The organism is Microbulbifer variabilis, assembly GCF_056232115.1.
In genome coordinates this window covers 82,501-106,909 of the sequence record NZ_CP174325.1, presented here as the reverse complement: position 1 = coordinate 106,909, position 24,409 = coordinate 82,501, and the positions used below count along the sequence as shown (strand labels likewise).

Annotated in this window: 21 protein-coding genes, 1 tRNA gene and 1 pseudogene; all 23 read left to right on the top strand. The window is 49.5% G+C overall.

Annotation, left to right across the window (positions count from 1 at the left end; genetic code table 11):
• The gene (locus ACJJI7_RS00475) at positions 1 to 1,311 is read left to right on the top strand and encodes a hypothetical protein (protein WP_444901164.1); all 1,311 of its coding nucleotides are present in this window, start codon (positions 1 to 3) and stop codon (positions 1,309 to 1,311) included.
• Between the two features lie 14 nt (positions 1,312 to 1,325).
• Complete coding sequence (locus tag ACJJI7_RS00470) at positions 1,326 to 2,507, top strand: glycosyltransferase family 4 protein (protein WP_444901165.1); 1,182 nt, start codon at positions 1,326 to 1,328, stop codon at positions 2,505 to 2,507.
• Between the two features lie 318 nt (positions 2,508 to 2,825).
• Positions 2,826 to 3,005: pseudogene (locus tag ACJJI7_RS00465) on the top strand (DapH/DapD/GlmU-related protein); the annotation flags it as partial.
• An 85-nt stretch (positions 3,006 to 3,090) separates the two neighbouring features.
• Entirely contained in the window at positions 3,091 to 4,125 is a 1,035-nt protein-coding gene (locus ACJJI7_RS00460) for a polysaccharide biosynthesis protein (protein ID WP_282952792.1), read from the top strand.
• 3 nt (positions 4,126 to 4,128) lie between these two features.
• Positions 4,129 to 5,247 (top strand): UDP-2-acetamido-2,6-beta-L-arabino-hexul-4-ose reductase, encoded by a 1,119-nt coding sequence (gene wbjC, locus ACJJI7_RS00455; RefSeq protein WP_444901166.1) that lies wholly within the window; start codon positions 4,129 to 4,131, stop codon positions 5,245 to 5,247.
• 23 nt (positions 5,248 to 5,270) lie between these two features.
• Positions 5,271 to 6,404 carry a non-hydrolyzing UDP-N-acetylglucosamine 2-epimerase gene (gene wecB / locus ACJJI7_RS00450; protein WP_282952795.1) on the top strand — a complete coding sequence of 378 codons (1,134 nt, stop codon included), beginning with the start codon at positions 5,271 to 5,273 and terminating at the stop codon, positions 6,402 to 6,404.
• 8 nt (positions 6,405 to 6,412) lie between these two features.
• On the top strand, positions 6,413 to 7,663 hold the full coding sequence (locus tag ACJJI7_RS00445) for a glycosyltransferase family 4 protein (protein WP_282952796.1): 1,251 nt from the start codon (positions 6,413 to 6,415) through the stop codon (positions 7,661 to 7,663).
• Positions 7,660 to 8,628, top strand: coding sequence for a UDP-glucose 4-epimerase family protein (locus tag ACJJI7_RS00440; RefSeq protein WP_282952797.1), 969 nt, complete (start codon positions 7,660 to 7,662; stop codon positions 8,626 to 8,628). The genes ACJJI7_RS00445 and ACJJI7_RS00440 overlap by 4 nt, the downstream gene beginning before the upstream one ends.
• Positions 8,619 to 9,647: an MraY family glycosyltransferase gene (locus ACJJI7_RS00435; RefSeq protein WP_282952798.1), complete on the top strand. Its 1,029-nt coding sequence runs from the start codon at positions 8,619 to 8,621 to the stop codon at positions 9,645 to 9,647. Before ACJJI7_RS00440 ends, ACJJI7_RS00435 begins: the two co-directional genes overlap by 10 nt.
• 111 nt (positions 9,648 to 9,758) lie before the next feature.
• Entirely contained in the window at positions 9,759 to 10,340 is a 582-nt protein-coding gene (locus ACJJI7_RS00430; RefSeq protein WP_282952799.1) for an acetyltransferase, read from the top strand.
• Between the two features lie 28 nt (positions 10,341 to 10,368).
• Complete coding sequence (locus ACJJI7_RS00425; RefSeq protein ID WP_282952800.1) at positions 10,369 to 12,372, top strand: polysaccharide biosynthesis protein; 2,004 nt, start codon at positions 10,369 to 10,371, stop codon at positions 12,370 to 12,372.
• A gap of 542 nt (positions 12,373 to 12,914) precedes the next feature.
• A complete protein-coding gene (locus ACJJI7_RS00420; protein ID WP_444901167.1) occupies positions 12,915 to 13,430 on the top strand; it encodes a CinA family protein in 516 nt (171 codons plus the stop codon).
• A gap of 172 nt (positions 13,431 to 13,602) precedes the next feature.
• A complete protein-coding gene (gene recA, locus ACJJI7_RS00415) occupies positions 13,603 to 14,637 on the top strand; it encodes a recombinase RecA (RefSeq protein WP_353376146.1) in 1,035 nt (344 codons plus the stop codon).
• Positions 14,638 to 15,123, top strand: a complete 486-nt coding sequence (locus ACJJI7_RS00410) for a regulatory protein RecX (protein ID WP_020411325.1) — start codon at positions 14,638 to 14,640, stop codon at positions 15,121 to 15,123.
• A gap of 96 nt (positions 15,124 to 15,219) precedes the next feature.
• Positions 15,220 to 16,698 (top strand): glycerol kinase GlpK, encoded by a 1,479-nt coding sequence (gene glpK / locus ACJJI7_RS00405; RefSeq protein WP_282952801.1) that lies wholly within the window; start codon positions 15,220 to 15,222, stop codon positions 16,696 to 16,698.
• 50 nt (positions 16,699 to 16,748) lie between these two features.
• Entirely contained in the window at positions 16,749 to 17,768 is a 1,020-nt protein-coding gene (locus tag ACJJI7_RS00400; RefSeq protein WP_282952802.1) for a class I fructose-bisphosphate aldolase, read from the top strand.
• 50 nt (positions 17,769 to 17,818) lie between these two features.
• On the top strand, positions 17,819 to 18,658 hold the full coding sequence (locus ACJJI7_RS00395) for an alpha/beta hydrolase (RefSeq protein WP_282952803.1): 840 nt from the start codon (positions 17,819 to 17,821) through the stop codon (positions 18,656 to 18,658).
• A gap of 144 nt (positions 18,659 to 18,802) precedes the next feature.
• Positions 18,803 to 18,988 carry a Trm112 family protein gene (locus ACJJI7_RS00390; RefSeq protein WP_020411321.1) on the top strand — a complete coding sequence of 62 codons (186 nt, stop codon included), beginning with the start codon at positions 18,803 to 18,805 and terminating at the stop codon, positions 18,986 to 18,988.
• A 4-nt stretch (positions 18,989 to 18,992) separates the two neighbouring features.
• A complete protein-coding gene (locus ACJJI7_RS00385; RefSeq protein WP_444901168.1) occupies positions 18,993 to 19,340 on the top strand; it encodes a histidine triad nucleotide-binding protein in 348 nt (115 codons plus the stop codon).
• 72 nt (positions 19,341 to 19,412) lie between these two features.
• Positions 19,413 to 22,025 (top strand): alanine--tRNA ligase, encoded by a 2,613-nt coding sequence (gene alaS / locus ACJJI7_RS00380; RefSeq protein WP_444901169.1) that lies wholly within the window; start codon positions 19,413 to 19,415, stop codon positions 22,023 to 22,025.
• 128 nt (positions 22,026 to 22,153) lie between these two features.
• The gene (locus ACJJI7_RS00375; protein WP_282952804.1) at positions 22,154 to 23,386 is read left to right on the top strand and encodes an aspartate kinase; all 1,233 of its coding nucleotides are present in this window, start codon (positions 22,154 to 22,156) and stop codon (positions 23,384 to 23,386) included.
• A gap of 229 nt (positions 23,387 to 23,615) precedes the next feature.
• Positions 23,616 to 23,810: a carbon storage regulator CsrA gene (csrA, locus tag ACJJI7_RS00370; protein WP_020411317.1), complete on the top strand. Its 195-nt coding sequence runs from the start codon at positions 23,616 to 23,618 to the stop codon at positions 23,808 to 23,810.
• A gap of 282 nt (positions 23,811 to 24,092) precedes the next feature.
• Positions 24,093 to 24,182, top strand: a tRNA-Ser gene (locus ACJJI7_RS00365).
• Positions 24,183 to 24,409: the final 227 nt, after the last annotated feature.

Sequence of the window (24,409 nt, the reverse complement as noted above, 5' to 3'; positions counted from 1 at the left end):
ATGAGACAGTTTGTTTTTTTGCTGACTTCTATTCTATTTTCTATATTGCTTTATGTCTTGCATCCATTTTTTTATGAGTGGAATCTTTTTGCCGCATTAAGAAATGAGAGTCATAATGTGTCTCTTTTTGTGGTGTCTCTTCTCTGTGTTGTTTTGGTGGCTATCCCGGCAGCCTTTATTAGGTCGGGTGTATATGCGATCTTTAACGCTTGTTTACTATTTACCCTTTTCATCCCTTTTTTCTCTCTGATGCCATATTACAACCCTAGATATGTTTTTTCGGAGGTCTCATGCTTTGCGGTTGTTATATCTGTGATGTTCTCAATTATGGGTGTATTTTTTGGGTTGAAGAGTTTTAAAATTGATTGGTGTGGGTTCGGCTATATTCGAAAGACACAATTCCTATTTGTATTATTCTTGATTAACATTTTGAATATTTGCCTTATAGTTTTTACTTTTAAGGATGTTTTTTCATTTGGTGCGATTAGTAATATTTATATGCAGCGCGCGATTTATACTGAATCGGCTAATGTAGTTTCATATTTTGTGAATTGGCAGTTTATGGTTTTTTCGCCTCTTCTTTTGTTGATATCCATGATGCGACGCCGGCTTGATCTGATTGTTCTTGCACTGATTGGCTTTTTTGTTGTGTTTTCAATAACAGCCTTCAAAGTGGCTCTTTTGGTGCCGTTTTTGATGGTTGTTGGCTTTGTTACTTCAGGCTTGTGGAAAAAAAGGGTCGGTGTACACCTTGTTTCCACTCTGTTTTTGCTAATGATTCTAGTTGCTTTTTGGAATGATTTTGGCTCTGAAGATAAATCTGTGTCTGCCCTCCTTGTAGATAGGGTTGTCTATGCGCATGGGGTGATTAGTCTATTTATAATTGAGATGTTCTCTGATGCTCAGCTTGTATATTGGTCTAATAGTTTTTTGAGACATTTTGTCGATCCTGTCTATGATGTTGACCCCTTTGTTATGGTTGGTAATGAATATTGGGGGAAATTTGTAAGGGCAAATACAGGTTTTTTTGGTGATGGCTTTATTAATGCCGGGTGGTTGGGGGTTTTGGGCTCTACATTAGTTGCAGCCTTGCTTCTTGGAGTTGCTCAGTCGTTGCTGGAGGATAAGTATGGTCATTATGCTTATTTGATATTTTTGCCTCATATCGTTTCTATGCTGAATGGCCCAATACAGGTGTCACTAATTACAAATGGCTTAGTGGTTTTGCTCGTTTTATCTTTGTTTTCACCTGCATTCAATATGAAATTAGAACGTAGTGATAGAAGCTATAAGGGGCCGACTATTGCTTAAAGAGTGTGAGATTCATGAAAATTGCCTACGTTGTTGAGACTTATACAGAAGGTCTCGGTTATATTGATAATGTTTTGCCCAAGGAGCTTGGGGCTGAGGGGGATCAAGTGCACATAATAACTTGCCGTCTCCCGGCGTATTATCAGAATTCGGCAGCATTCTTTGGGGCGCTGCCTGAAAAGGGCGATTATTTAGAAGAGGAAAAATCTGAGAATTGCACTATACACACTTGTGCTTATAAGAATCTGGGGAAGCGAATTCTTATCAAGGGACTCTTCAATAAGTTAAAAAGTATAGATCCAGATGTTGTCATAGTCAGAGGTATTGCGTCCCCTGTTCTGGGTCAAGTAGTGCTGGCCAAATTGCTCTTGGGGTTTGAGATTTTCACTTCTACTGGTCAAGCTTATTCCGCTCTTCCTCAGGCTCTGAGGGAGGGAGGTCTATCTATGGTAAAGGTTCATAATTTCTTTTCTCGTTTCTTGATTGGAAAATTTTTCAGCTATTTTGTCACCAAATGTATTGGTTCAACGGAAGATTGTATTGATGCAGTAGTGGATTTCTATGGTGTGCCTAGACGTAAAACAGTAGTCATATCCCTTGGCGTAGACACGAATATATTTTTTCCTGCTGTGGACCCTTCTGTGCTGAGGGCTCGATTTGAAGTAAGAGAGAGTCTGGGAATCTCGAATGAAGAAATTGTGTGTATATGGACGGGCAGAATGACTACGGCTAAATCAGTTGAGGTTCTGGCACAGGCGGTGGAAGAGTTAAATTCTGAAGGATACCCTTTTGTTGCTGTTTTCGTGGGTGATGGGCCTGAGAAAGAAAAGTTAAAAAAGTATAAAAAATCTACTATTCAGCCATTTGTGCCTTGGTCTGAGCTGCCAGCATTTTATCGTGCAGCTGATATTGCAGCATGGCCTCGCTCGATTACTACTAGCACCCTTGATGCTTCCGCGTGTGGTCTACCGGTTATCCTGAGTGATCAGGAAAAAGCGCAAGAGCGCTGGGAGGATATTGGCTCGACTTATGAGCTGGGTAATGTGGCATCAATGAAGGCGACATTAATGAAATATCGAGATATTAAACGGCGTTCTGCTATTGGTTTCCTTGCCGCTGCTCGGATGCGTGAACACTATAGTTGGAAGGTGATTGCTCGGGAGTTTAAGCGAGAGCTGAAATCTAGAGGGGGTTAAATTATGTCGTTACGTATATACCTGAGAAACATTGATGCTATATACATTTTTTACCGATCGTCACTTATGTTGCTGAAACGTAAGTTTTATGGGCTTAAGCATGTGCACTCGACTTTTTTTATGGCTGGAAAGGGGCGAGTCTCAAGAGACTTTGTGGCTGCCGAGTATAGCTTTATTTCTGATGGTTGTAGAATATGTCCGAAAGTGAGTATTGGCCGGTATACAATGTTTGGTCCAAATGTAACGATAACAGGCGGAGATCATAGATTCGATATTCCTGGGACGCCCATGATATTTTCAGGTCGTCCGAAGCCAAAGCAAACGATTATTGAAGATGATGTGTGGGTCGGCTACGGCAGTGTGATAATGAGTGGAGTCAGAGTTGGGCGTGGGGCTATCATCGCCGCAAACTCTGTTGTGACGAAAGATGTGCCGCCGTATGAGATTTATGGTGGTGTACCTGCAAAGAAAATCAAAGATCGATTTTCTTCAGTTGAGGATATTAACATACACGACGTAATGCTTGAGCAGGCTCCTAGGCGCGGTCGCTTTTGCTCTGATATTGGTAAATAGGAAACGACTTATGTTTGTTGGTAAAGTTCTGTTAATAACGGGGGGGACAGGCTCCTTCGGTAATGCTGTACTTAAGCGCTTTCTTGATACTGGCGTCAAAGAAATCCGTATCTTCAGTCGTGATGAGAAGAAGCAAGATGCTATTCGAAAGCGCTACTCAAATCCCAAATTGAAATTTTACATTGGTGATGTGCGTGATTATCAAAGTGTGTTAAATGCTACACGCGGTGTTGATTTCATTTTTCATGCTGCTGCGTTAAAGCAAGTGCCTTCTTGTGAATTTCACCCTATGGAAGCGGTGAAGACTAACGTTTTGGGCACTGAAAACGTGCTAGAAGCTGCTATCCAGAATGGGATCAAACGAGTTGTTTGTTTGAGTACCGATAAAGCGGTGTATCCGATTAATGCCATGGGCATCTCTAAGGCTATGATGGAGAAGGTCATGGTGGCGAAGTCACGCAATGTAGATGAGAGTAGAACAGTAATTTGCGGTACCCGGTACGGAAATGTTATGGCCTCCCGTGGCTCGGTAATTCCCCTGTTTATCGAGCAGATTCGTTCCGGGCAGCCTCTGACGTTAACTGACCCAAACATGACCCGCTTTATGATGACGTTGGCAGACGCCGTAGACTTAGTGCTTTACGCCTTCGAGTATGGCAGTAACGGTGACCTATTTGTGCAGAAAGCACCGGCCGCTACAGTGGAAGTTCTTGCCAAGGCATTGACGCAAATGTTAGACAAACCTGACCACCCCATCCAGGTAATCGGCACTCGGCATGGCGAGAAACTTTATGAGGCATTGCTTAGTCGTGAAGAAATGGCTTGTGCCGAAGATAGGGGCGATTACTATCGCGTGCCGCCGGACTTACGTGATCTTAACTATGCCAAATTTGTAGAGCAGGGGGAGGAAAAGATCTCGCTTATGGAAGACTATAACTCGCACAATACCAAACGCCTGGATGTCGAGAGTATGCAACGTTTGCTCCTCAAGCTGGACTTTATGAGTGCTATCCAGCGTGGTGAGCACGCTACGCTGGAGGAGTGATCGATGAAAGTATTGATCACCGGTTCAAATGGTTTCATTGCGCGGAATCTTATCTCGCACTTGGAAGAGCGGCAAGATATTGAGATATTATGCTTTACCCGAAATGATTCGTTAGATGCCTTGGAGAGCCTTGTAGAGCAAGCTGATTTTGTGTTTCACCTGGCTGGAGTCAATCGCCCACAGGATCCTAAGGAGTTTCAGAGTGGAAATACCGACCTGACTCGTAAGCTATGTGAGACTATCGAAACTAGTGGCCGGAATATCCCTGTGTTGTACACCTCATCAAGCCAGGCTGAGCTGGATAATCTCTATGGGAACAGCAAGCGCAATGCCGAGAAAGAGTTGCTTGACCTGAATTGCAGGTATGGCTCCGAGGTGCATATTTTCCGCTTGCCTAATGTGTTCGGCAAATGGGCCCGGCCAAATTACAATTCGGCTGTGGCGACATTCTGCCATAACATCGCACGAGACATACCAATACAGGTCAACGACGCTCAGGCGTCCATCACCTTGGTTTATGTCGATGATGTGATTGCTCACTTTATCGCAGTGATGGAAGGCAGAAAGGTAGGTACCCCGTTTGTTACTATTGATCCGCAATTCCAAGTTACGGTCGGTGAGTTGGCTGAACAATTATACGCATTCCGTGATAGTCGCACCACTTTAGTTAGTGAACGTGTCGGTTCCGGCTTAGTTCGCGCCCTTCATTCTACGTATTTGAGTAATTTACCGCCCGAGCGTTTCGCTTATGAGGTGCCGAAATATGGCGATCAACGTGGAGTGTTTGTGGAAATGCTTAAGACCAAAGATTCTGGGCAGTTTTCTTTTTTTAGCGCCCACCCAGGGGTTACGCGGGGTGGCCATTACCATCACACCAAAACGGAAAAATTTTTAGTTGTCAAGGGGCGGGCCTGTTTCCGCTTTCGCAATATCAGCACTAGTGAATTTCATGAGCTGATCACTTCGGGTGACCAGCCGGAGATAGTCGAAACAGTGCCCGGTTGGACCCATGACATTACTAATGTTGGTGATGAAGAGATGATAGTGATGCTCTGGGCTAATGAGATTTTTAATCGCGAGCAACCCGATACCTATGCCTGCTCCATCGGGGTTGAGGCATAAACACCCTCTTGTTGAGAATTTCCATGAAAAAGTTGAAAGTTGTCACTGTAGTAGGTACTCGTCCAGAGATTATCCGCCTTTCGCGTGTTATGGCCAAGCTGGATCAGCACTGTGAGCATCTATTGATTCATACTGGCCAAAACTATGATTACGAATTGAACGAGGTTTTTTTTCAGGATCTCGGTATTCGAAAACCTGATTTTTTTCTCAATGCAGCTGGAGAGACCGGTGCCGAAACTATAGGAAACGTGATTGTTGCCGTGGATCGTGTGCTGGCTGAAGTTCAGCCGGAGGCATTGCTGGTATTGGGCGATACCAATAGTTGCATGGCAGTAATTCCTGCTAAGCGACGCAAGATACCGACTTTTCATATGGAAGCTGGCAACCGTTGCTTTGATATGCGTGTTCCTGAAGAAATCAATCGCCGTATTGTGGACCATACGGCCGATATTAATCTGACTTACAGTACAATTGCCCGAGAATATCTCTTAAGAGAGGGGCTACCGCCTGAGATGGTGATTAAAACAGGTAGCCCCATGTTCGAGGTACTTAATCATTATCGAGACGGCATTGAAGCTTCAGATATATTAGGCCGCTTAGACCTAAAGGCTGGAAAGTTTTTCTTGATAAGTGCTCACCGGGAAGAAAATGTCGATTCCGATAATAACTTTCTCAAGCTAGTAAATGTTCTTAACTCTGTTGCGGAGCATTATGGCTATCCAGTGATTGTTTCAACCCATCCTCGTACTCAGAAGCGGGTTGACGCAATGAAAATTGTATTTCATGAAAATGTGCGCTTACTCAAACCGCTCGGTTTCAAGGATTACAACAAGCTACAGCTTACAGCAAAAGCCGTGCTTTCAGATAGTGGAACGATCAATGAAGAGTCCTCGATTCTCAACTTTCCAGCATTGAATATCCGTGAAGCTCATGAGCGCCCTGAGGGTATGGAAGAAGCTGCTGTCATGATGGTTGGGCTTGAAGTCGAGAGAGTTATGCAGGGCCTACAGATACTTGAGACTCAAACAAGGGGTATAGAGCGCAGTTTACGTACGGTAGCAGATTACAGTATGCCTAATGTTGGTGAAAAAGTGGTGCGTATTATTCATAGTTATCGAGATTATGTGATGCGCAATGTCTGGAAGCGGAACAGCTGAGCTTTTGCATGCCTGAGCAAAAATTGAACATTCTGATTGTCAGTCAATATTTTTGGCCTGAAAATATGCGTATTAATGACCTTGCTGAAGGCTTGGTTCAGCGCGGGCACTCAGTTACTGTTTTGACAGGTAGGCCTAACTACCCGGAAGGACATATATTTGACGATTTCCGTCAATCGCCAAATGACTATGTTGAATATCGTGGTGCAAAAATTGTACGGGTGCCGATTGTCCCTCGGGGAAAAAGAAGTATTACTCTTTTCTTAAATTATGTATCGTTTTTCTTAAGTGGAGCGGTATTGGGTGGCTGGAAATTACGCGGAAATAAATTTGACGTAATTTTTGTTTATGCGGTCTCACCGATCATGTCGGCCATCCCAGCTCTTGTGATTGGAAAGTTAAAGAAAGTACCAGTATTTATCTGGGTTCTTGATTTATGGCCAGAGACATTGAAAGCAGTTGGAGTATTGAGTAATGAGCGCCTGCTTTCGGCGGTAGGAAAGGTCGTGTCTTGGATATATAACAAGGCTGATTATTTACTTCTCCAATCAAAAGCTTTTTCCACCAGTGTGCAGCAGTACTGCACGCGTATGATGCCTCCCAATAGGTTGGTGTATTTCCCAAGTTGGGCTGAGGATGGTTTTTCTAGTGTTCCTGAAGAGAAGTCGTTGCTAATTGAGCATGCTCCCTGTTCGTTTACAATTTTATTTGCAGGCAACCTGGGAGAGGCCCAGGATTTTCCTGCGATTCTTGATGTGGCTGAGGGGTTGCGCAGCCAGCTAGACATCCGCTGGGTTATTGTTGGGGACGGTAGGATGAGCAGGTGGCTTGAGGAGCAAGTCAACGAACGAGATCTGGATAACGTATATTTACTTGGGCGTCACCCTCTCGAGGCTATGCCCCCATTATTTGCAATAGCTGATGCACTCTTGGTCTCATTGAAGACCAATGAGGTATTCGAGAAGACCATTCCAGGTAAGGTGCAGGCTTACTTGGCATCGGGTAAGCCTATTTTGGGGATGATCGATGGGGAGGCGGGTCGAATCATTGAGGAGGCTAATGCAGGACTGGTCTGCAACTCGGGAGACCGTCGCGGCTTAACAGCGGTTGTTAGCCAAATGGCACAGATGAGTGCATCACAAAGGGAAGATATGGGGGACGCAGCTAAACGTTACTATCAAGACAATTTTTCTAAGGAGAAGCTATTCTCAAGGCTGGAGAGCTTATTTCACCAGGCTACCCTGAGGCAAAAAAATTGACTGCAAAAAAAGTACTTTTAACTGGTGGTAGTGGGTTTGTTGGAAGAGGGCTGCTTTCTCGTATGTCTGCTGACGGATACAGGATAGTAGCCTGCTCTAGAACTCCAATATCAGAATTACCTGTTGGAGTGATTAACTCACATTTTGATTTTCTTGATGGCACTACTAGCTGGGAATCTTCATTAATAGATACTGATGTAGTGATCCATTTGGCTGCTCGTGTCCATGTTATGCAGGATACGTCACCTGACCCGTTTGCGGAGTTCTATAAAGTCAATGTTGAAGGCACGTTAAACCTCGCTCGCCAGGCTGCCGAACAGGGTGTACGCCGTTTCATCTTCATCAGCTCGATTAAAGTTAATGGTGAGTGTACGTCAGGGAGAGAGCCTTTCCTTGCCGATGTGAAGGCGGCTCCTAAAGATTCGTATGGTATCTCCAAATTGGAAGCTGAGAAGGGGTTGCGTGCACTGGCGGTTGAAACTGGGATGGAGGTGGTGATTATCCGCCCGACACTTGTGTATGGGCCGGGTGTGAAAGCTAACTTTTTCAATATGATGCGTTGGTTGCATAAAGGCATACCTTTGCCTTTCGGGGCTATTTACAATCAGCGCAGTCTGGTCGCGTTAGATAATCTAGTCGATCTGATCGTAACTTGTGTTTGCCATCCTGCTGCTGCCAATCAGACTTTCCTGGTTAGCGATGGTGAAGATCTTTCTACTACGGGGTTGTTGCGTAGGATGGGCATAGCATTAGGTAAGCCTGCACGATTGTTGCCTGTTCCAGGCAGGCTTTTGGAGGCTAGTGCGGCGGTTTTAGGGAGGCGATCTCTCTCTCAGAGGCTGTGCGGATCTTTGCAGGTTAATATCGATAAAACACGAGAGCTATTAAACTGGGCTCCCCCGGTTAGTGTTGACCAGGCGTTGCATAAGACGGCGAAGCACTTTTTGGAGCAGCAATGCAAATGACTATTTTGCTGCTGTTTGCTGTGGCTTGCGTTTCACTTTTTATGACTGGTGCCTTGCGTCGTTACGCACTAACACGGAGCCTGATGGATATCCCGAATGCACGCAGTTCGCACTCTGTGCCGACGCCGCGCGGCGGTGGGGTGGCCATTGTGGTGGCCTTCCTGGTAACTTTGCCGGTTTTGACTTGGGCAAATATGTTGTCCTGGGACGTGATGTGGGCGCTACTGGGAGCAGGTACCGGTGTGGCCGTAATTGGCTTTCTGGATGACCATGGCCATATTCCCGCTCGCTGGAGATTATTGGGGCACTTCACGGCTGCCATTTGGGCATTGTTCTGGTTGGGTGGGCTACCGCCACTGAGTCTATTCGGTATGCCCCTGGACTTGGGGTGGATTGGGCATGCGCTGGCGGCTGTCTATCTAGTTTGGCTGTTGAATCTCTACAATTTTATGGATGGCATTGATGGCGTTGCCAGTGTAGAGGCCATTTGTGTATGCCTGGGCGGAGCTCTGTTGTATGCAGTCTTGGGTTTTACCGGCTCACTACAGACTCCGGTATGGATCACGCCGCTGCTTCTTGCTGTTGCGGTCGTAGGCTTTTTGTTTTGGAACTTTCCTCCTGCAAGAATATTTATGGGCGATGCGGGCAGCGGTTTTCTAGGTATCACTTTGGGGATATTGTCTCTGCAGGCTGCCTGGGTGGCACCGCAGTTATTATGGAGCTGGTTAATCCTGCTCGGGGTCTTCGTATTGGATGCCACTTGGACCTTGATGCGTCGCTTGCTGCGTGGAGAAAAGGTGTATGAGGCACATCGAAGTCATGCTTACCAGTACGCCTCACGTCAGTTCGGTAATCACTTGCCTGTAACTCTGGCAGTGCTGGGTATTAATTTACTTTGGTTGCTGCCAATTGCATTGTGGGTTGGACTGGGAGAATTGAATGGTATGCTAGGTTTGCTTATTGCTTATTTCCCCCTGCTGGTACTGGCGGTGAAGTTTAAAGCGGGCGGGCAAGAATAGGTAATGGATCTTACTGTAGTTAATTTATTGGTTATTCCTGGTAGCGAAAAGTACGTCCTAAAATGAAACCCTTAAAAAGTAATGACACTTTGCGTGACAAGTAATTGAGATATGAGCCTAAAAAAAACACTGCTAATTCTGGGGGCAGGTGGCCATGGCAAAGCCGTGGCTGAGGCCGCAATGTTGTCAGGAGAATGGCAGCGGGTTTGTTTTGCTGATGACCGTTGGCCGGAATTGAAAGAATCTTTCAATTGCCCTGTAATAGCGAATAGCTTCACTTTGGCTGAGGTTGCTGGAACAGTGGATGCTGCCATTGCAGCAGTTGGTAATAATGTATTAAGAGAGCAGTGGTTGGCAACTCTACAGCGAGAGGGCTTTCCAGTGGCTACGGTCGTCCATCCCTCTGCGTCTGTCAGTGCTAGTGCAGTGCTGGGGGCGGGAAGTACGATAATGGCGTTAGCCATGGTTGGAGTGGATGCACGGATTGACTGCGGTGCAATCGTCAATGCTCACGCAACTGTGGATCATGATGCTTGCTTGGGGGAGTTTGCCCACTTAGGAGTTGGCGTACATATAGCTGGCGGAGTGCAGGTGGGTGCAAAAGCCTGGTTGCAGGCGGGGTGCAGTGCTGGGTATCGCGTAGTTATAGCCGAGGGGGAGGTCTTGGCTCCGGGAACGGTGCTGACAGCATAATGATTACTATTATGGGGTCCAAAGAATAATGGATAAGCTGCGCAACTGGCTACTGGGGCTGCCCCGTCGCAATAAACGCATCTTACAAGTGGTAACTGATGTTCTGCTAGTGTGGCTAGCTCTTTGGCTGGCTTTTGCAATTCGTTTGGGTTTGGATAAGCCTGTTAACCCCTTTGCCGAACACGCTTGGTTATTTATCAGTGCACCGTTAATCGCGATACCTATTTTTGTTAGGTTTGGGATGTATCGTGCGGTGATGCGCTATTTCGGCAAGGATGCGCTGATTAGCATCTTCAAAGCGGTAATGCTATCGGCTTTGGTACTTGCTTTAGCTGTTTACTTGAACCGCGAGCCACCGGTAAGAGTGCCTCGCTCGGTTGTGTTTATCTACTGCTGGCTAAGCCTATTGATGATTGGCGGCCTCAGGCTGGTCATGCGACAGTACTTTATGGGCGACTGGTATGTGGCTAGCCAGCAGGTGCCCTTTATCAATCGAGTCGATCACTTACCGAAGGTGGCTATCTACGGTGCTGGGGCGGCAGGTAATCAATTGGTAGCGGCATTACGTATAGATCGAGTCATGCTGCCGGTGGCTTTTATCGATGATGATCGTGGCATTGCCAATCGGGTGATTGCGGGTTTACGGGTTTTCAAACCCAAGAATATTCAGCGGATGATTGAGCAAACCGGAGCTGAGGAAATTCTTCTTGCAATTCCGTCTGCCTCTCGAGCACGCCGACGCGAGATACTTGAGTTACTCGAAAGATTCCCTTTACATGTGCGTAGCGTACCGGGCTTCATGGATTTGGCCAGCGGTCGGGTTAAAGTCGAAGATATTCAGGAAGTAGATGTTGCTGATTTACTTGGCCGCGATGCGGTGCCGCCACAGCAGGCTCTTTTTGAAAGATGTATTCGTGGTCATGTAGTGATGGTGACTGGCGCTGGAGGCTCGATTGGTTCGGAGTTGTGTCGTCAGATTGTAGCTACAGGTCCAACTACACTGCTGTTGTTTGAGCACAGTGAGTTTAACCTTTACAGCATCCATACAGAGTTGGAGCAGCGGATCCGACGTGAATCGTTGCCAGTGCGATTGGTGCCGGTCCTTGGGTCTATCCGTAACCCAGGGCGCCTATTGGATCTGATGCGCTCCTGGGATGTGGCCACGGTGTATCATGCGGCGGCATATAAGCACGTCCCGATGGTTGAACATAATATTGCCGAGGGTGTGATGAACAACGTGTTTGGCTCTCTGCATACCGCCCAGGCGGCGGTAAAAGCAGGAGTTGAACACTTTGTATTGATTTCTACTGACAAAGCGGTGCGCCCAACCAATGTGATGGGTAGCACTAAACGCCTTGCAGAAATGGTGCTACAGGCGCTGAGCCAAGAGCCCGCTCCTACGCTGTTCAATGATGGTGAAGCTGTAAACCAGGTTAACAAAACCCGTTTCACCATGGTTCGATTCGGCAATGTGCTGGGTTCATCGGGGTCGGTGATCCCGCGTTTTCGTGATCAGATTAAGCGTGGGGGTCCGGTAACGGTAACGCACCCAAATATTACCCGCTACTTTATGACGATACCTGAGGCTGCTCAGTTGGTTATTCAAGCTGGTGCGATGGGGCAGGGTGGAGATGTGTTTGTACTGGATATGGGTAGTCCAGTGAAAATTGCCGAGTTAGCAGAAAAGATGATCCACCTCAGCGGTTGCTCTGTACGCTCTGAGAAAGACCCACACGGTGATATTGCTATCGAGTTTACCGGTTTGCGCCCTGGCGAAAAGCTTTATGAAGAACTTTTGATTGGTGATAACGTCAGCCCGACCGATCACCCAATGATCATGTGCGCGACAGAAGATCACTTGTCCTGGGAATCATTCAAGGCGGTGTTGGCCCAGCTACTTAGTGCGGTAGAGCGTGATGATTATGAGCGGGTACGCCAGCTACTGAGGGAAACTGTTTGTGGTTATATCCCTGAGGGCGAAATTGTAGATTGGGTTCATCAGAAGCGATGTGCGGAACCTGAGCTGGCTTAATCGCGCCGAACAGTTCATGTACCACCTTCGTCGTAACTTAGCCCAGGTTTAGTGCGAAGCTAGATGCAAGAATGGCGGAAAAATTTTCACCGTTGGCTGTTCAAAACAGCTCGTTAATAAATTCCGCCATGGCTAAATGATACTACCGACCTGAATTTCGTTTCCCTTCTCTTATTTGTGGACATGAGCCAATTGGATTTCAATAGACTTGGTTTTGAGTGGCTGGAGTAAAACCAGCCATCATCCAATAAGTGAACAACTCTGATCTCATGATCATGGTAAATATGGAGGTGGTTTTGATGGTCTCGCTTTGGGGAAGGCTCTCTGGCATTTTGTATTTCGTTTTCCCTGAAGTCAGCGTTGATCAAGGCTGTAAGCGATCAGTCTTTTTTAATCTCGATATGAAAAACTACTCTTGATAGCCGGCCCCCTAAAATTCGAAGCTAATAAAGCATCAATCGTATCGATGGTTTAGGAGCAATGTGTATCAAGGCTGCTGCCTGGCAGGGGGCTACTCCCGATTCAATTTAATGGGAAGTGTAATGATTGAGTATAGAGACGTTACCCTGTTAGCTCAGCAATTGGGCGAAGAGCTGGATAAACGTGCATGGCGAGTTACCGCTGCGGAGTCTTGCACTGGGGGGGCTGTTGCCGCAGCGATAACCGCTATTGCCGGGGCATCAAGTTGGTTTGATGGCTCTGTCGTGAGTTATGCCAACCGCATCAAACACAGCGTTCTAGGTGTAGATGTCAAGGATTTACAACAGTTTGGTGCTGTCAGCGAGCCGGTTGCCCGCCAGATGGCCTGTGGCGTGTTGGCAATGATGGATGCCAATCTATCTGTTGCAGTGAGTGGTATCGCCGGTCCCGATGGTGGTACTGAAGAGAAGCCTGTAGGTACCGTCTGGATTGCCTGGGCTCATGCCGATGGGCAGGAACCCGTGCAGATCGATGCCCGTTGCTTTCATTTTCAAGGCGATAGGGCTGAAGTACAGGCGCAGACTGTGAGAGAGGCAATCAAAGGTATGCTCGCTATCCTGGATGAGCATCCGGTTTAGGGCTGCAGGGGGTTACCTTGGCAATGTTAGGGCGAGCTTTGCAGCTGCCCAAAGCCCATAATTTGCGCGATGGTGACTGGTACCGGTTGTGCCGGAATTACTGGTTGCCTATACAGTAATCCTTCGTTAAGCTTGCCACCAATCAACACAGCTTAGCAATATGGGAATGGTCATGGATTCCAATAAAGACAAGGCGCTAAAGGCGGCGCTCTCGCAGATCGAACGCCAGTTTGGCAAAGGCACAGTGATGCGCATGGGAGATAAAGAGCGCGAGCGTATCCCGGCGATCTCAACTGGCTCCTTAGGTCTGGATGTGGCCCTGGGTATTGGTGGTCTGCCCCGCGGCCGTATTGTTGAGATCTATGGTCCTGAATCCTCAGGTAAAACTACCCTGACACTGCAAGTTATTGCTGAGGCGCAGCGCAAAGGTGGCACCTGCGCGTTTGTGGATGCTGAACATGCGCTCGACCCCATCTATGCAGAGAAGCTGGGTGTTAATGTTGACGAGCTGATCGTTTCCCAGCCGGATACCGGTGAGCAGGCTCTCGAAGTGGCCGATATGCTGGTACGCTCCGGTGCCGTGGACGTGCTGGTAGTGGACTCTGTGGCGGCCTTGACCCCGCGTGCAGAGATTGAGGGCGAGATGGGGGATTCCCACGTCGGCTTGCAGGCCCGCCTGATGTCCCAGGCTTTGCGCAAGCTGACCGGTAATATCAAGAACACCAATACTCTGGCAATTTTTATTAACCAGATCCGTATGAAGATCGGTGTGATGTTTGGTTCCCCGGAAACCACCACTGGTGGTAACGCGCTTAAGTTCTATTCTTCCGTGCGTCTGGATATCCGTCGTATCGGTTCCGTAAAGGACGGCGATGAGGTAGTGGGTAATGAGACTCGCGTAAAAGTTGTCAAAAATAAGGTGGCGCCCCCCTTCAAGCAGACTGAATTCCAGATCATGTATGGCGAAGGCATCAATATGGTTGGCGAGGTCGTCGACTATGGAGTGAAGCTGGGCTTGGTTGACAAGGCTGGTGCCTGGTACAGTTATAAGGGCGAGAAGATTGGCCAGGGTAAGGCTAACGCCACAAAGTTCTTACGTGACAACCCGGATATCCGCAATGAGATTGAAGGGCAGCTGCGTGCGCAACTGCTGGGTGACCTGGTTCCGGCAAGCCCCGAAGAGGTAGTGGAACTCCCGGAAGAGTAAGTGCCTTATTCAAACACGGATTTCTCCGTTGATCCCGCTCAAGTGCTGTTCGGTGCGGCGCTTGAGTTACTTGCCCGTCGTGAGCATTCGCGCCATGAATTGAAGCAAAAGCTTGCGGGCAAGTTCCCCGGTGCCGATTTCGATGCTCTATTCGAGCGCTTGCAAACACTTAATTATCAGTCAGATCAGCGCTTTGCTGAAGTATTTGTCCGCGCTCGTGTTCAGCGTGGGCAGGGGCCTATGCGTATTCGTCAGGAGTTGCAGCAGCGGGGGATTCGAGGAGAGCTCGCGACCCATGCGATTGAGCAGCTGGAGGTTGATTGGTTTGAGCTTGCCCAGGAGCAGCTCCAGCGCAAATACCGTGCTCCTATCAATATAGCGCTGCCCAGAGACCAGCAAATGAAAGAGCGCGCAAGGCGCCAGCGCTATTTGGCGTATCGCGGTTTTCCCGCAGATGCTATCAGCTGGGCGCTAGACGGGAAGTAATCGGGCTTATACTCTCATGCATGATTGGGTCACGGTGGTATTGTTGCTGTCCGACCTGTGATGATGAAAGCAAGAATAATAAGCGCGAGACACCCTATGATCCTATCCATTGACCAGGGCACTACGGGCACTACGGCCTTTGTCTTTAATAGTAGCGGTGCTCTGGTTGGGCGCAGTTACTCTGAAATCCCCAACTACTACCCTAAACCCGGTTGGGTTGAGCAGAATGCCGAAGAGATTTGGCAGGTGACGCAGCGGGTTTGCGCGGCAGCTCTGCAACGCGCCGGCATCCGCGCGTCCGATGTTGAGGCAGTGGGTATTACCAATCAGCGTGAAACTACAGTTCTGTGGGACCGGCATACCGGCGAGCCGGTGCACCCCGCCATTGTATGGCAGTGCCGTCGCTCCGCAGAAATCTGCCAGGAGTTAGCTGCTGCAGAAAAATCTGATTGGCTGCGCGAACGAAGTGGATTGCTGTTGGATGCCTATTTCTCCGCAAGCAAATTGCTGTGGATTTTCCGTGCACAGCCACAGCTGCTGGAGCGCGCTCATCGCGGAGACCTGTGTTTCGGCACAGTAGATAGCTGGCTGGTGTGGAAAATGAGCGGTGGCCGCGCACACTTGACTGATCACACCAATGCCAGTCGCACCCTACTTTACAACCTGGAACAAAAGCGCTGGGATCCGGAATTGCTGGCTCTCTTTGGTTGTCCAGAGTCTATCCTGCCGGAAATCCGGCCTTCTGCCGGTCATTTTACCGATACCGATCCTGAGGCGTTCATTGGGGCAAGCGCACCTATTTGTGGTGTGGCCGGCGATCAGCAGGCAGCGTTGTTTGGTCAGGGCTGTCTCCGTCCCGGGGAGATCAAAAATACTTATGGTACTGGCTGTTTTATGCTGGCTTTTGCAGGTGAGAAGCGACCGAAGCCATCTCCGGGGCTGCTCGCCACTATTGCCTGTGATATCAGCGGTGCCCCTGCTTATGCAGTTGAGGGGTCGGTATTTACCGCGGGGTCTGCGATCCAATGGCTACGTGATGAGATGGGCTTGATTCAGCAGGCAGTGGATACAGAGGTGATTGCGCAGAGTATTCCTGATACCCGTGGAGTTTACCTGGTGCCCGCGTTCAGTGGCCTCGGTGCTCCTCATTGGGACCCATCAGCGAGGGGCACTGTGTGCGGCTTGAGTCGCGGCGCTGGCCGGGCAGAAATAGTGCGCGCTACGCTTGAATCTATCGCCTATCAGAGTGATGAGTTGGCGCGCTTGATGGAGGGGGCTCTCGGGGTATCCATTAGCCATATGCGAGTGGATGGTGGGGCATGCGCAAATAATTTCCTGATGCAGTTTCAGGCAGATATTTCTGCGTTGCGGGTTGAGCGGCCAAAGCAAATCGAGTCTACAGCCATCGGCGCTGCTCTTCTGGCGGGTATTGGTAGTGGTCTGTGGCACTTTGACAAGTTGCCGGAATGTTTGAGGGAGATTGAGCGAGATTTTATGCCCTCTATGGCTGCTTCAGAAAGGAAATCGCGGTTGGCCGGCTGGCAACGGGCAGTTGCCGCGTGTAAGGCATTTTAGTTAGGCCAATAATTTTTCAAGATGGGCTTTCGGCACAGGGAGGTGGCCAAATGGCGGTTTGGGAGGAGTTACAGGCAACAGTTGATGCATTGGTGGATGGTCGCAGGGGAATTCTCGCTGCAGATGAGAGCAGTGGCACTATTGCCAAGCGTTTCAACACGATTGGGGTGGAGTCCACCGAGCAGAGTCGACGGGATTACCGTGCGGCCCTGCTAGAGGCAAAGGGCCTGGGAGATTTTATCAGTGGGGTAATTCTGTTTGAGGAGACGCTTGGTCAATGCAGTGCTAATGGCAAACTTTTGGCACAGGTGGCTGCGAATCAAAAGGTTGTCCCCGGGATTAAGGTCGACAAGGGAAAAGGGCCATTGGCTGGTGCTGCGGGGGATATGATTACATATGGCCTGGATGGACTTGCCGAACGACTGCGCGAGTACAAAAAGCAGGGAGCTCGATTTGCCAAGTGGCGTGAAGTCTATCCAGTTAGTCCACACAATCCCACCGAGCTCGGGCTACGGGCCAATGCCGAAATGTTGGCCCGTTACGCAGCTGTGTGTCAGGCCGAGGGCGTGGTGCCAATTGTGGAGCCGGAAGTTCTCATGGATGGGGATCACAGCATTGAGCGTTGTGCCGAAGTTAATGAACAAGTTTGGCATACTGTTTTTCACGCGCTGTATCGTCATGGTGTCACTCTTGAATTGATGTTACTGAAGCCCAGCATGGTCATACCTGGGGCGCAATCGGCGCGAGCGGAGCCGCAGCAGGTTGCGGAATCCACCCTGCGAAGTTTACGTCGGTCAGTGCCAGCAGCCGTACCGAGCATAAACTTCCTCTCTGGTGGCCAGGGGAACGAAGAGGCTTCTGAAAATCTCAACGCGTTGAACAAGATAAATAATGCACCTTGGCAACTGAGCTTTTCCTACGGCCGGGCGTTGCAGCAGCCAGCATTGGCAGCTTGGGCGGGGCGCTCTGAGAATATTGCCAAAGCACAGGGTGCGTTACTCAAGCGGGCACGCCTTAACCATTTGGCCATGTTGGGACAGTACCGCAGCAGTCTGGAGCGGGAGAGCTGACAGGTGCCGAATGGTCCAAGCTACAACAATAAGGAAAATAAGGAGGGGCAATGGAGTTTGTAACCAGAAATGTAAGCCTGCACTACCGCCGTTGGTGGGTTGAGAAAGCGCTTGGGGTAGTAGTTATTTCCCACGGCTTGGGTGAGCATAGCGGCCGCTACACCATGCTGGCCCAGTATCTGAATCGTGCCGGGTTCAGCGTCTACGCCCCCGATCATTATGGTCATGGGTTATCGGATGGAAAAAGGGGGCATATTGATGATTTCTCCCTTTATTGCGAGGACCTGCATGAATTTATTTGTTTGGTCAAAAGTGGTAACCCCGATACAAGTGTGCATCTGTTGGGTCATAGTATGGGGGCGGTGGTGGCCTGCGGCAGCGCTATTCGGTATGGTTTCGTGGACAGTGTGATCCTGTCTGCGCCTGGATTTCGCGGAGCTAAAGAGCCCGCTGGCCTGGAGCTGTGGCTGGTAATGATGCTGGCCAAATTATTTCCGAAGCTTGTACTTTCCAGTCGAATTGATGACAAGTGGTTGAGCCGGGATGTTTCTATTGTCGAAGCCTATCGCAATGATGAGCTTGCCCACCACGGGGTTTCCCTGCGTTGGTTTGAAAGCTTTCTCCAGGAGAGGGCGTTTCTGTCAGCTAACCTGGAGCGGCTGCTTACACCCTGCTTAATGCTGCTGCCGGAATCGGATCGTTTGGTGGATGTAGAGCTGAGCCGGGAGTGGTTTGGTCGAATGGGTTCGACCAATAAAAGGCTTCACTGTTTTCCGGCAGCTTACCACGAGCTGTTCAACGAGGTGGAGGAGGGGCGTCTAGCCCGTGATTTACTACTGGGCCACCTAAACTCCATTTTGCCAGCCTCAAACCCTGTCATCTCTGGATAAAAATAGGTAAAGATGGGTTAAAACGGGGAAATCTGTTGGCTTAAGCAGAGGCGAATACCGTGAAAAACCCCATGAAGCATTGTATGATACGCGGTCATTTTTGCCCCCCGGAAGTTGTGTCGGGGGGAAATAGTGGGGTGGAACATGGATAAGAAGTTGCTGAGCCTATTAGTGTGTCCTGTAAGTAAGGCACCGCTTGAGTACCGCGAAGATACCCAGGAGCTGGTTTGTCGAGCCAGTGGCTTGGCCTATCCGGTTAGGGACGGGATTCCGGTGATGCTGGAATCTGAGGCGCGTCAGCTGACAGCTGAGGAAAAGCTGGAAAAATAAGCCAATGGGTGAACCCAGCGTTTTCAGTCAAATAATCTCGGGCGATATCCCGGCCGAGAAAATCTACGAGGATGACCTTTGTGTCGTTATTGAGGATCGGGCGCCACAAGCCCCGATCCATCTCCTCATTATCCCGCGCAAACCTCTAGTTAATCTGTCCGATGCCAAAAGCGAAGACAAAGGTCTACTCGGCCACCTGATGTGGGTGGCAGCCGAGCTGGGCCGGCGCTTGCGACTCGAGGGCTTTCGGCTGGTGGTTAACAATGGCCGTAGTGCGGGGCAGACCGTATTTCACCTGCATGTTCACCTGCTGGCTCAAAAGAAGATGCCCGAACAAGGGCTTGCGCAGTAGCAGGACAGACGTGGCACCGCGTCATCGGTGTCGTTCACATAACTTTCAACTAACGAAGTGGAATTACGCCGGATGAAAAGCGCACAGATTCGCGACGCCTTTCTGAATTACTTTGCCGAGCAGGGCCATACTGTGGTGCCGTCGAGCTCTCTGGTTCCGGGCAATGACCCGACCCTGCTATTCACCAATGCCGGCATGGTGCAGTTTAAGGACACCTTCCTCGGTCAGGAAAAGCGTCCTTACAATCGGGCCGCTAGCTCCCAGCGCTGTGTGCGTGCCGGAGGCAAGCACAATGACCTGGAGAATGTGGGCTATACCGCGCGCCATCACACCTTCTTTGAAATGTTGGGCAACTTCAGTTTTGGCGATTATTTCAAGCGTGAAGCCATCCGCTTTGCCTGGGATTTCCTCACAAAAGTACTGGGTCTGCCCGAAGAGCGCCTGTGGGTGACTGTTCATATCAGCGATGATGAGGCCGCTGATATCTGGTTAAAAGAAGTGGGCGTTAGCGCAGAGCGTTTTTCTCGCCTCGATGAGGACAACTTCTGGCAAATGGGCGATACAGGTCCTTGTGGGCCCAGCTCAGAAATTTTCTACGATCACGGTGCCGATGTTCCCGGTGGCCCCCCAGGTTCCGATAACGACGATCTCGACCGCTATATTGAGATTTGGAACCTGGTATTTATGCAGTACGAGCGCACTGCTGATGGCGAACTGCACCCACTGCCCAAGCCCTCCGTAGATACAGGCATGGGTTTGGAACGTATTGCCGCGGTTATGCAAAGCGTGCACTCAAATTATGAAATTGATCTTTTCCAGGCGCTGCTTAAAGCTGCTAGTGAAATAGTCTCCTGCAAGAACCTCGAAGAAAAATCCCTGCGTGTCATTGCAGACCATATTCGCTCTTGCTCCTTCCTGATTGCTGATGGGGTGATGCCATCCAATGAGGGGCGGGGTTTTGTGTTGCGTCGCATTATCCGTCGTGCTGTGCGTCATGGTCACAAACTCGGCCATAAAGAGGTGTTCTTTTTTAAGTTAGTGGAAGCCCTGACTGAGCAAATGGGTGATGCTTATCCTGAGTTGCGTGAGAAGCAAGAGCTTATTGAGCAGGCTCTACGTAAAGAGGAAGAGCAGTTTGCCAAAACCCTGGACAAAGGGATGGCTCTGCTGGAGAGTGCGCTGGCCTCCCTGGAAGATAGCGAGATTCCTGGTGAGCTGGTGTTTACTTTACATGATACTTATGGCTTCCCCACCGACCTGACTCAGGATATTGCCCGAGAGCGTGGTTTGTCACTGGATATGGCAGGTTATGAGGCTGCGATGGAAGCCCAGCGCGAACGTGCGCGCGCAGCAGGTAAATTCAAACAGGACTATACCGAGGTTCTGGATCTGGAAGGTGTGACAGAGTTCCTCGGTTACGAAACAACTGAGGCGCGGGGCAGGGTTATCGCTATCGTCAAAGGTAGCGAGCAAGTCGATCGCCTGGAGGAAGGTGAAGAAGGTGCGGTGATTCTCGACCGCACCCCGTTTTATGCCGAGTCTGGAGGCCAGGCTGGCGATAGTGGCTATCTGAGTTCAACAGCTGGCCGTTTTGAGGTTCGTGATTGTACCAAGCAGGGCGGCCACCACTTGCACACCGGTAAAATGTTGCAGGGTGTCATCACTATTGGTGATCAAATTTCTGCCAAGGTGTCTGCAGAAGTGCGCCAGGCAACCGCACTGAATCACTCCGCCACCCACCTGCTGCACGCTGCTCTGCGCAAAGTGTTGGGCGAGCATGTTACGCAAAAGGGGTCGCTGGTGGACTCCGAGCGCCTTCGTTTCGATTTCTCTCATCCAGAGGCTGTTACCAATAAGCAGCTGCATGCCATTGAATCCCTGGTGAATGCCCAGGTTCGCGCCAATACTCCGGTTGATACTTGCGAAACCGATATTGAGTCTGCCAAGGAAATGGGGGCAATGGCCCTGTTCGGTGAGAAATATGGCGATACAGTTCGTGTTCTTTCCATGGGAGAGACTGAAACTGGCGCTTTTTCTGTTGAGTTATGCGGCGGGACTCATGTCAAGCGCACCGGTGATATAGGTCTTCTGCGCATTGTGAGTGAGAGCGGTATCGCCTCCGGTCAACGCCGTATTGAAGCCGTGACTGGCGCACATGCGCTGTCATTGTTCGATCAAACCCAGCAGCGTCTTGAACATATTGCAGCACTTCTCAAGGCGCGCCCGGATAGCCTTGCCGATAAAGTTGAGCAGCTATTGCTTAACAACCGCAAATTGGAGAAGGAAATTGGTCAGCTTAAGACCAAATTGGCCAGTGGTGCCGGAGGTGATCTCTCTGCTCAAGCGGTGGAAATTGCTGGCTTCAAGTTATTGGCGGCGTCTGTTGATGGCGCAGACCCTAAATCCCTGAGAGACCTGGCTGACCAGATGAAAAACAAGCTTGGTAGTGGTGTTGTCCTGCTTGCAGCACCTGGTGAGGATAAGGTGGCTCTGGTAGCGGCAGTAACCAAGGACCTGACAGATCGCCTGTCAGCGGGGGATCTTATGCGCTTTGCCGCTGCCAAGCTTGGTGGTAAGGGCGGTGGCCGTAAGGATATGGCACAGGGGGGAGGAACTGATGTTGCCGCCCTGGCGGGTATGTTGCAGGAGGTGCCCACATGGGTTGAGGGCTCCCTCAGCAGCTGATTTCGGTAAAAACGGCGCCAGAAGTCGTATGTGAAGTTGATTTCACCGAAGTTTGGTGATTAAGTGCGCGCCTGCACAAGTCAGAGCAGTGCGCGTACTTGGCCAGGGGCTAAGGAAACACAAAGATTATGAGTTTGTTCGTGCAGAAATACGGTGGAACCTCTGTAGGCTCGATAGAGCGTATAGAGGCTGTCGCTGATAAAGTAGCCACGTTTCGCGCCAAAGGGCATGGCTTGGTTGTGGTGCTTTCTGCCATGAGTGGAGAGACCAACCGCCTGATTGATTTGGCATATCAGATCCAGGAAAAACCCGATCCCCGCGAGCTGGATGTGCTGGTGTCTACCGGTGAGCAGGTCACCATTGCGCTATTGAGCATGGCTCTGAAGAAACGTGGCTATGATGCCTGCTCCTATACCGGGGGGCAGGTCAAGATCCTCACGGACAACGCCCATACCAAAGCACGTATCCAGCGTATTGATGTTGAACGCATGCGCGCTGACCTGGATAACGGCAAAGTAATTGTAGTAGCCGGCTTCCAGGGGGTAGATGATGATGGAAATATCACTACTTTGGGGCGCGGTGGTTCAGATACCACGGGCGTGGCTCTCGCTGCAGCGCTTGATGCCACTGAGTGCCAGATTTATACGGATGTTGATGGGGTCTACACCACTGATCCACGAGTGGTGGATAGTGCGCGTCGTATGGATCGGATTACGTTTGAGGAAATGCTGGAGATGGCGAGTCTTGGCTCAAAGGTCCTGCAGATCCGCGCCGTAGAGTTTGCCGGTAAATACAAGGTTCCGCTGCGCGTACTTTCAACTTTTGAAGAGGGTGAAGGAACCCTGATTAGTCTGGATGAGGAAAACAACGAGATGGAACAACCCGTCGTATCTGGTATCGCATTCAACCGTGATGAAGCCAAGCTAACTATTCGCGGTGTTCCGGATACCCCTGGGGTTGCCTGCCGTATTCTTGCACCAGTTGGCCGCGAAAATATTGAAGTGGACGTGATCGTGCAAAACATCAGCGCGGTTGATGGAACTACAGACTTTACTTTTACTGTGCATCGAAATGATCTGCATAAAGCGCGTGATGTTCTGGAGCGTGTTTCGGCGGAACTTGGCGCACGCGAAGTGATCACAGACGACAAGATTGCCAAAGTATCAATTGTCGGCGTGGGAATGCGTTCCCATGCGAACGTGGCCAGTCGTATGTTTAGTGCTCTGGGTGAAGACAATATCAATATTCAGATGATCACCACATCTGAAATAAAGATATCGGTGATTATCGATGAGCGCTACCTCGAGCTTGCTGTGCGTGCCTTGCATAGTGAATTTGAGCTCTCTGATAAACAGAGATGAAATAAACGCTATAACCGGAGCTAAGGCGGCAAGAGCCACCCATTTCGATTCAGTTGCTTGGCATTACATCCAACCTGTTGAGATTTTGTTCGACTGGTCAATACTGAATAGTGTGATGGGTAGTTTTTGACCTTTTTGCACCGCCATCCGGTTAAGATGACCAAATAAGAGCAGCGTCAGGAAAACACCGGCCGCTCTTTATCACAGGATGATCAAGGAGAAGTAGGTAATGTTGATTTTAACCCGCCGAATTGGCGAAACGCTGATGGTTGGCGACAATGTCACGGTTACCGTGCTGGGGGTGAAGGGCAATCAGGTGCGTATTGGTGTCAATGCGCCAAAGGAAGTCGCCGTGCACCGCGAAGAAATTTACCAGCGTATCCAGCGTGAAAAGCAATCCTCTGAGGAGGGTGGTAACGACTAGACGCACAGTTTCCCTAAAAAGGCCGGTAACCCGGCCTTTTTTTATTTTTGAATCTTCTCCTCAAAAGAAGTGCTTGGCGGGAAAGTCGTTTTTTTGCCCGTGTTGTCTAAAAGGTGTTCGATAAGACAAAAAAGTGCAAAAAGTTATTGATTCCCCATTGCTTTTTGTCGGGCCGTTGGTATTATGCCGCCCACTTTCAGCGAGCAACCAGTTAGGTTGTTGAGTAGAAAGAACCTCCTAAAAGAGGTTTTTCGGAAGAAAAGTTTCGAAGCAAATTAAAAAGGTGAGATGGCCGAGTGGCTGAAGGCGCGCCCCTGCTAAGGGCGTATGGGTTAACACTCATCGAGGGTTCGAATCCCTCTCTCACCGCCATATAAAAGGCCCTCTGAAAAGAAGGTCTGCGGCCCCAAAAAATAATTTTTGAGGCGCTTGCAAAAGGAAGTTGCGAAGCTATAATGCGCGCCACTTCAAGCAGGGGCGGAAACAACCTTGCCGGGATTTGAAAAGCGCTTTGAGCAGTTCAAATCACCGAAAAAAAAGCTGCAAAAAATCACTTGATTCAGCAGCCCGGATGTGTAGAATACGCGTCCCGCAGTTAG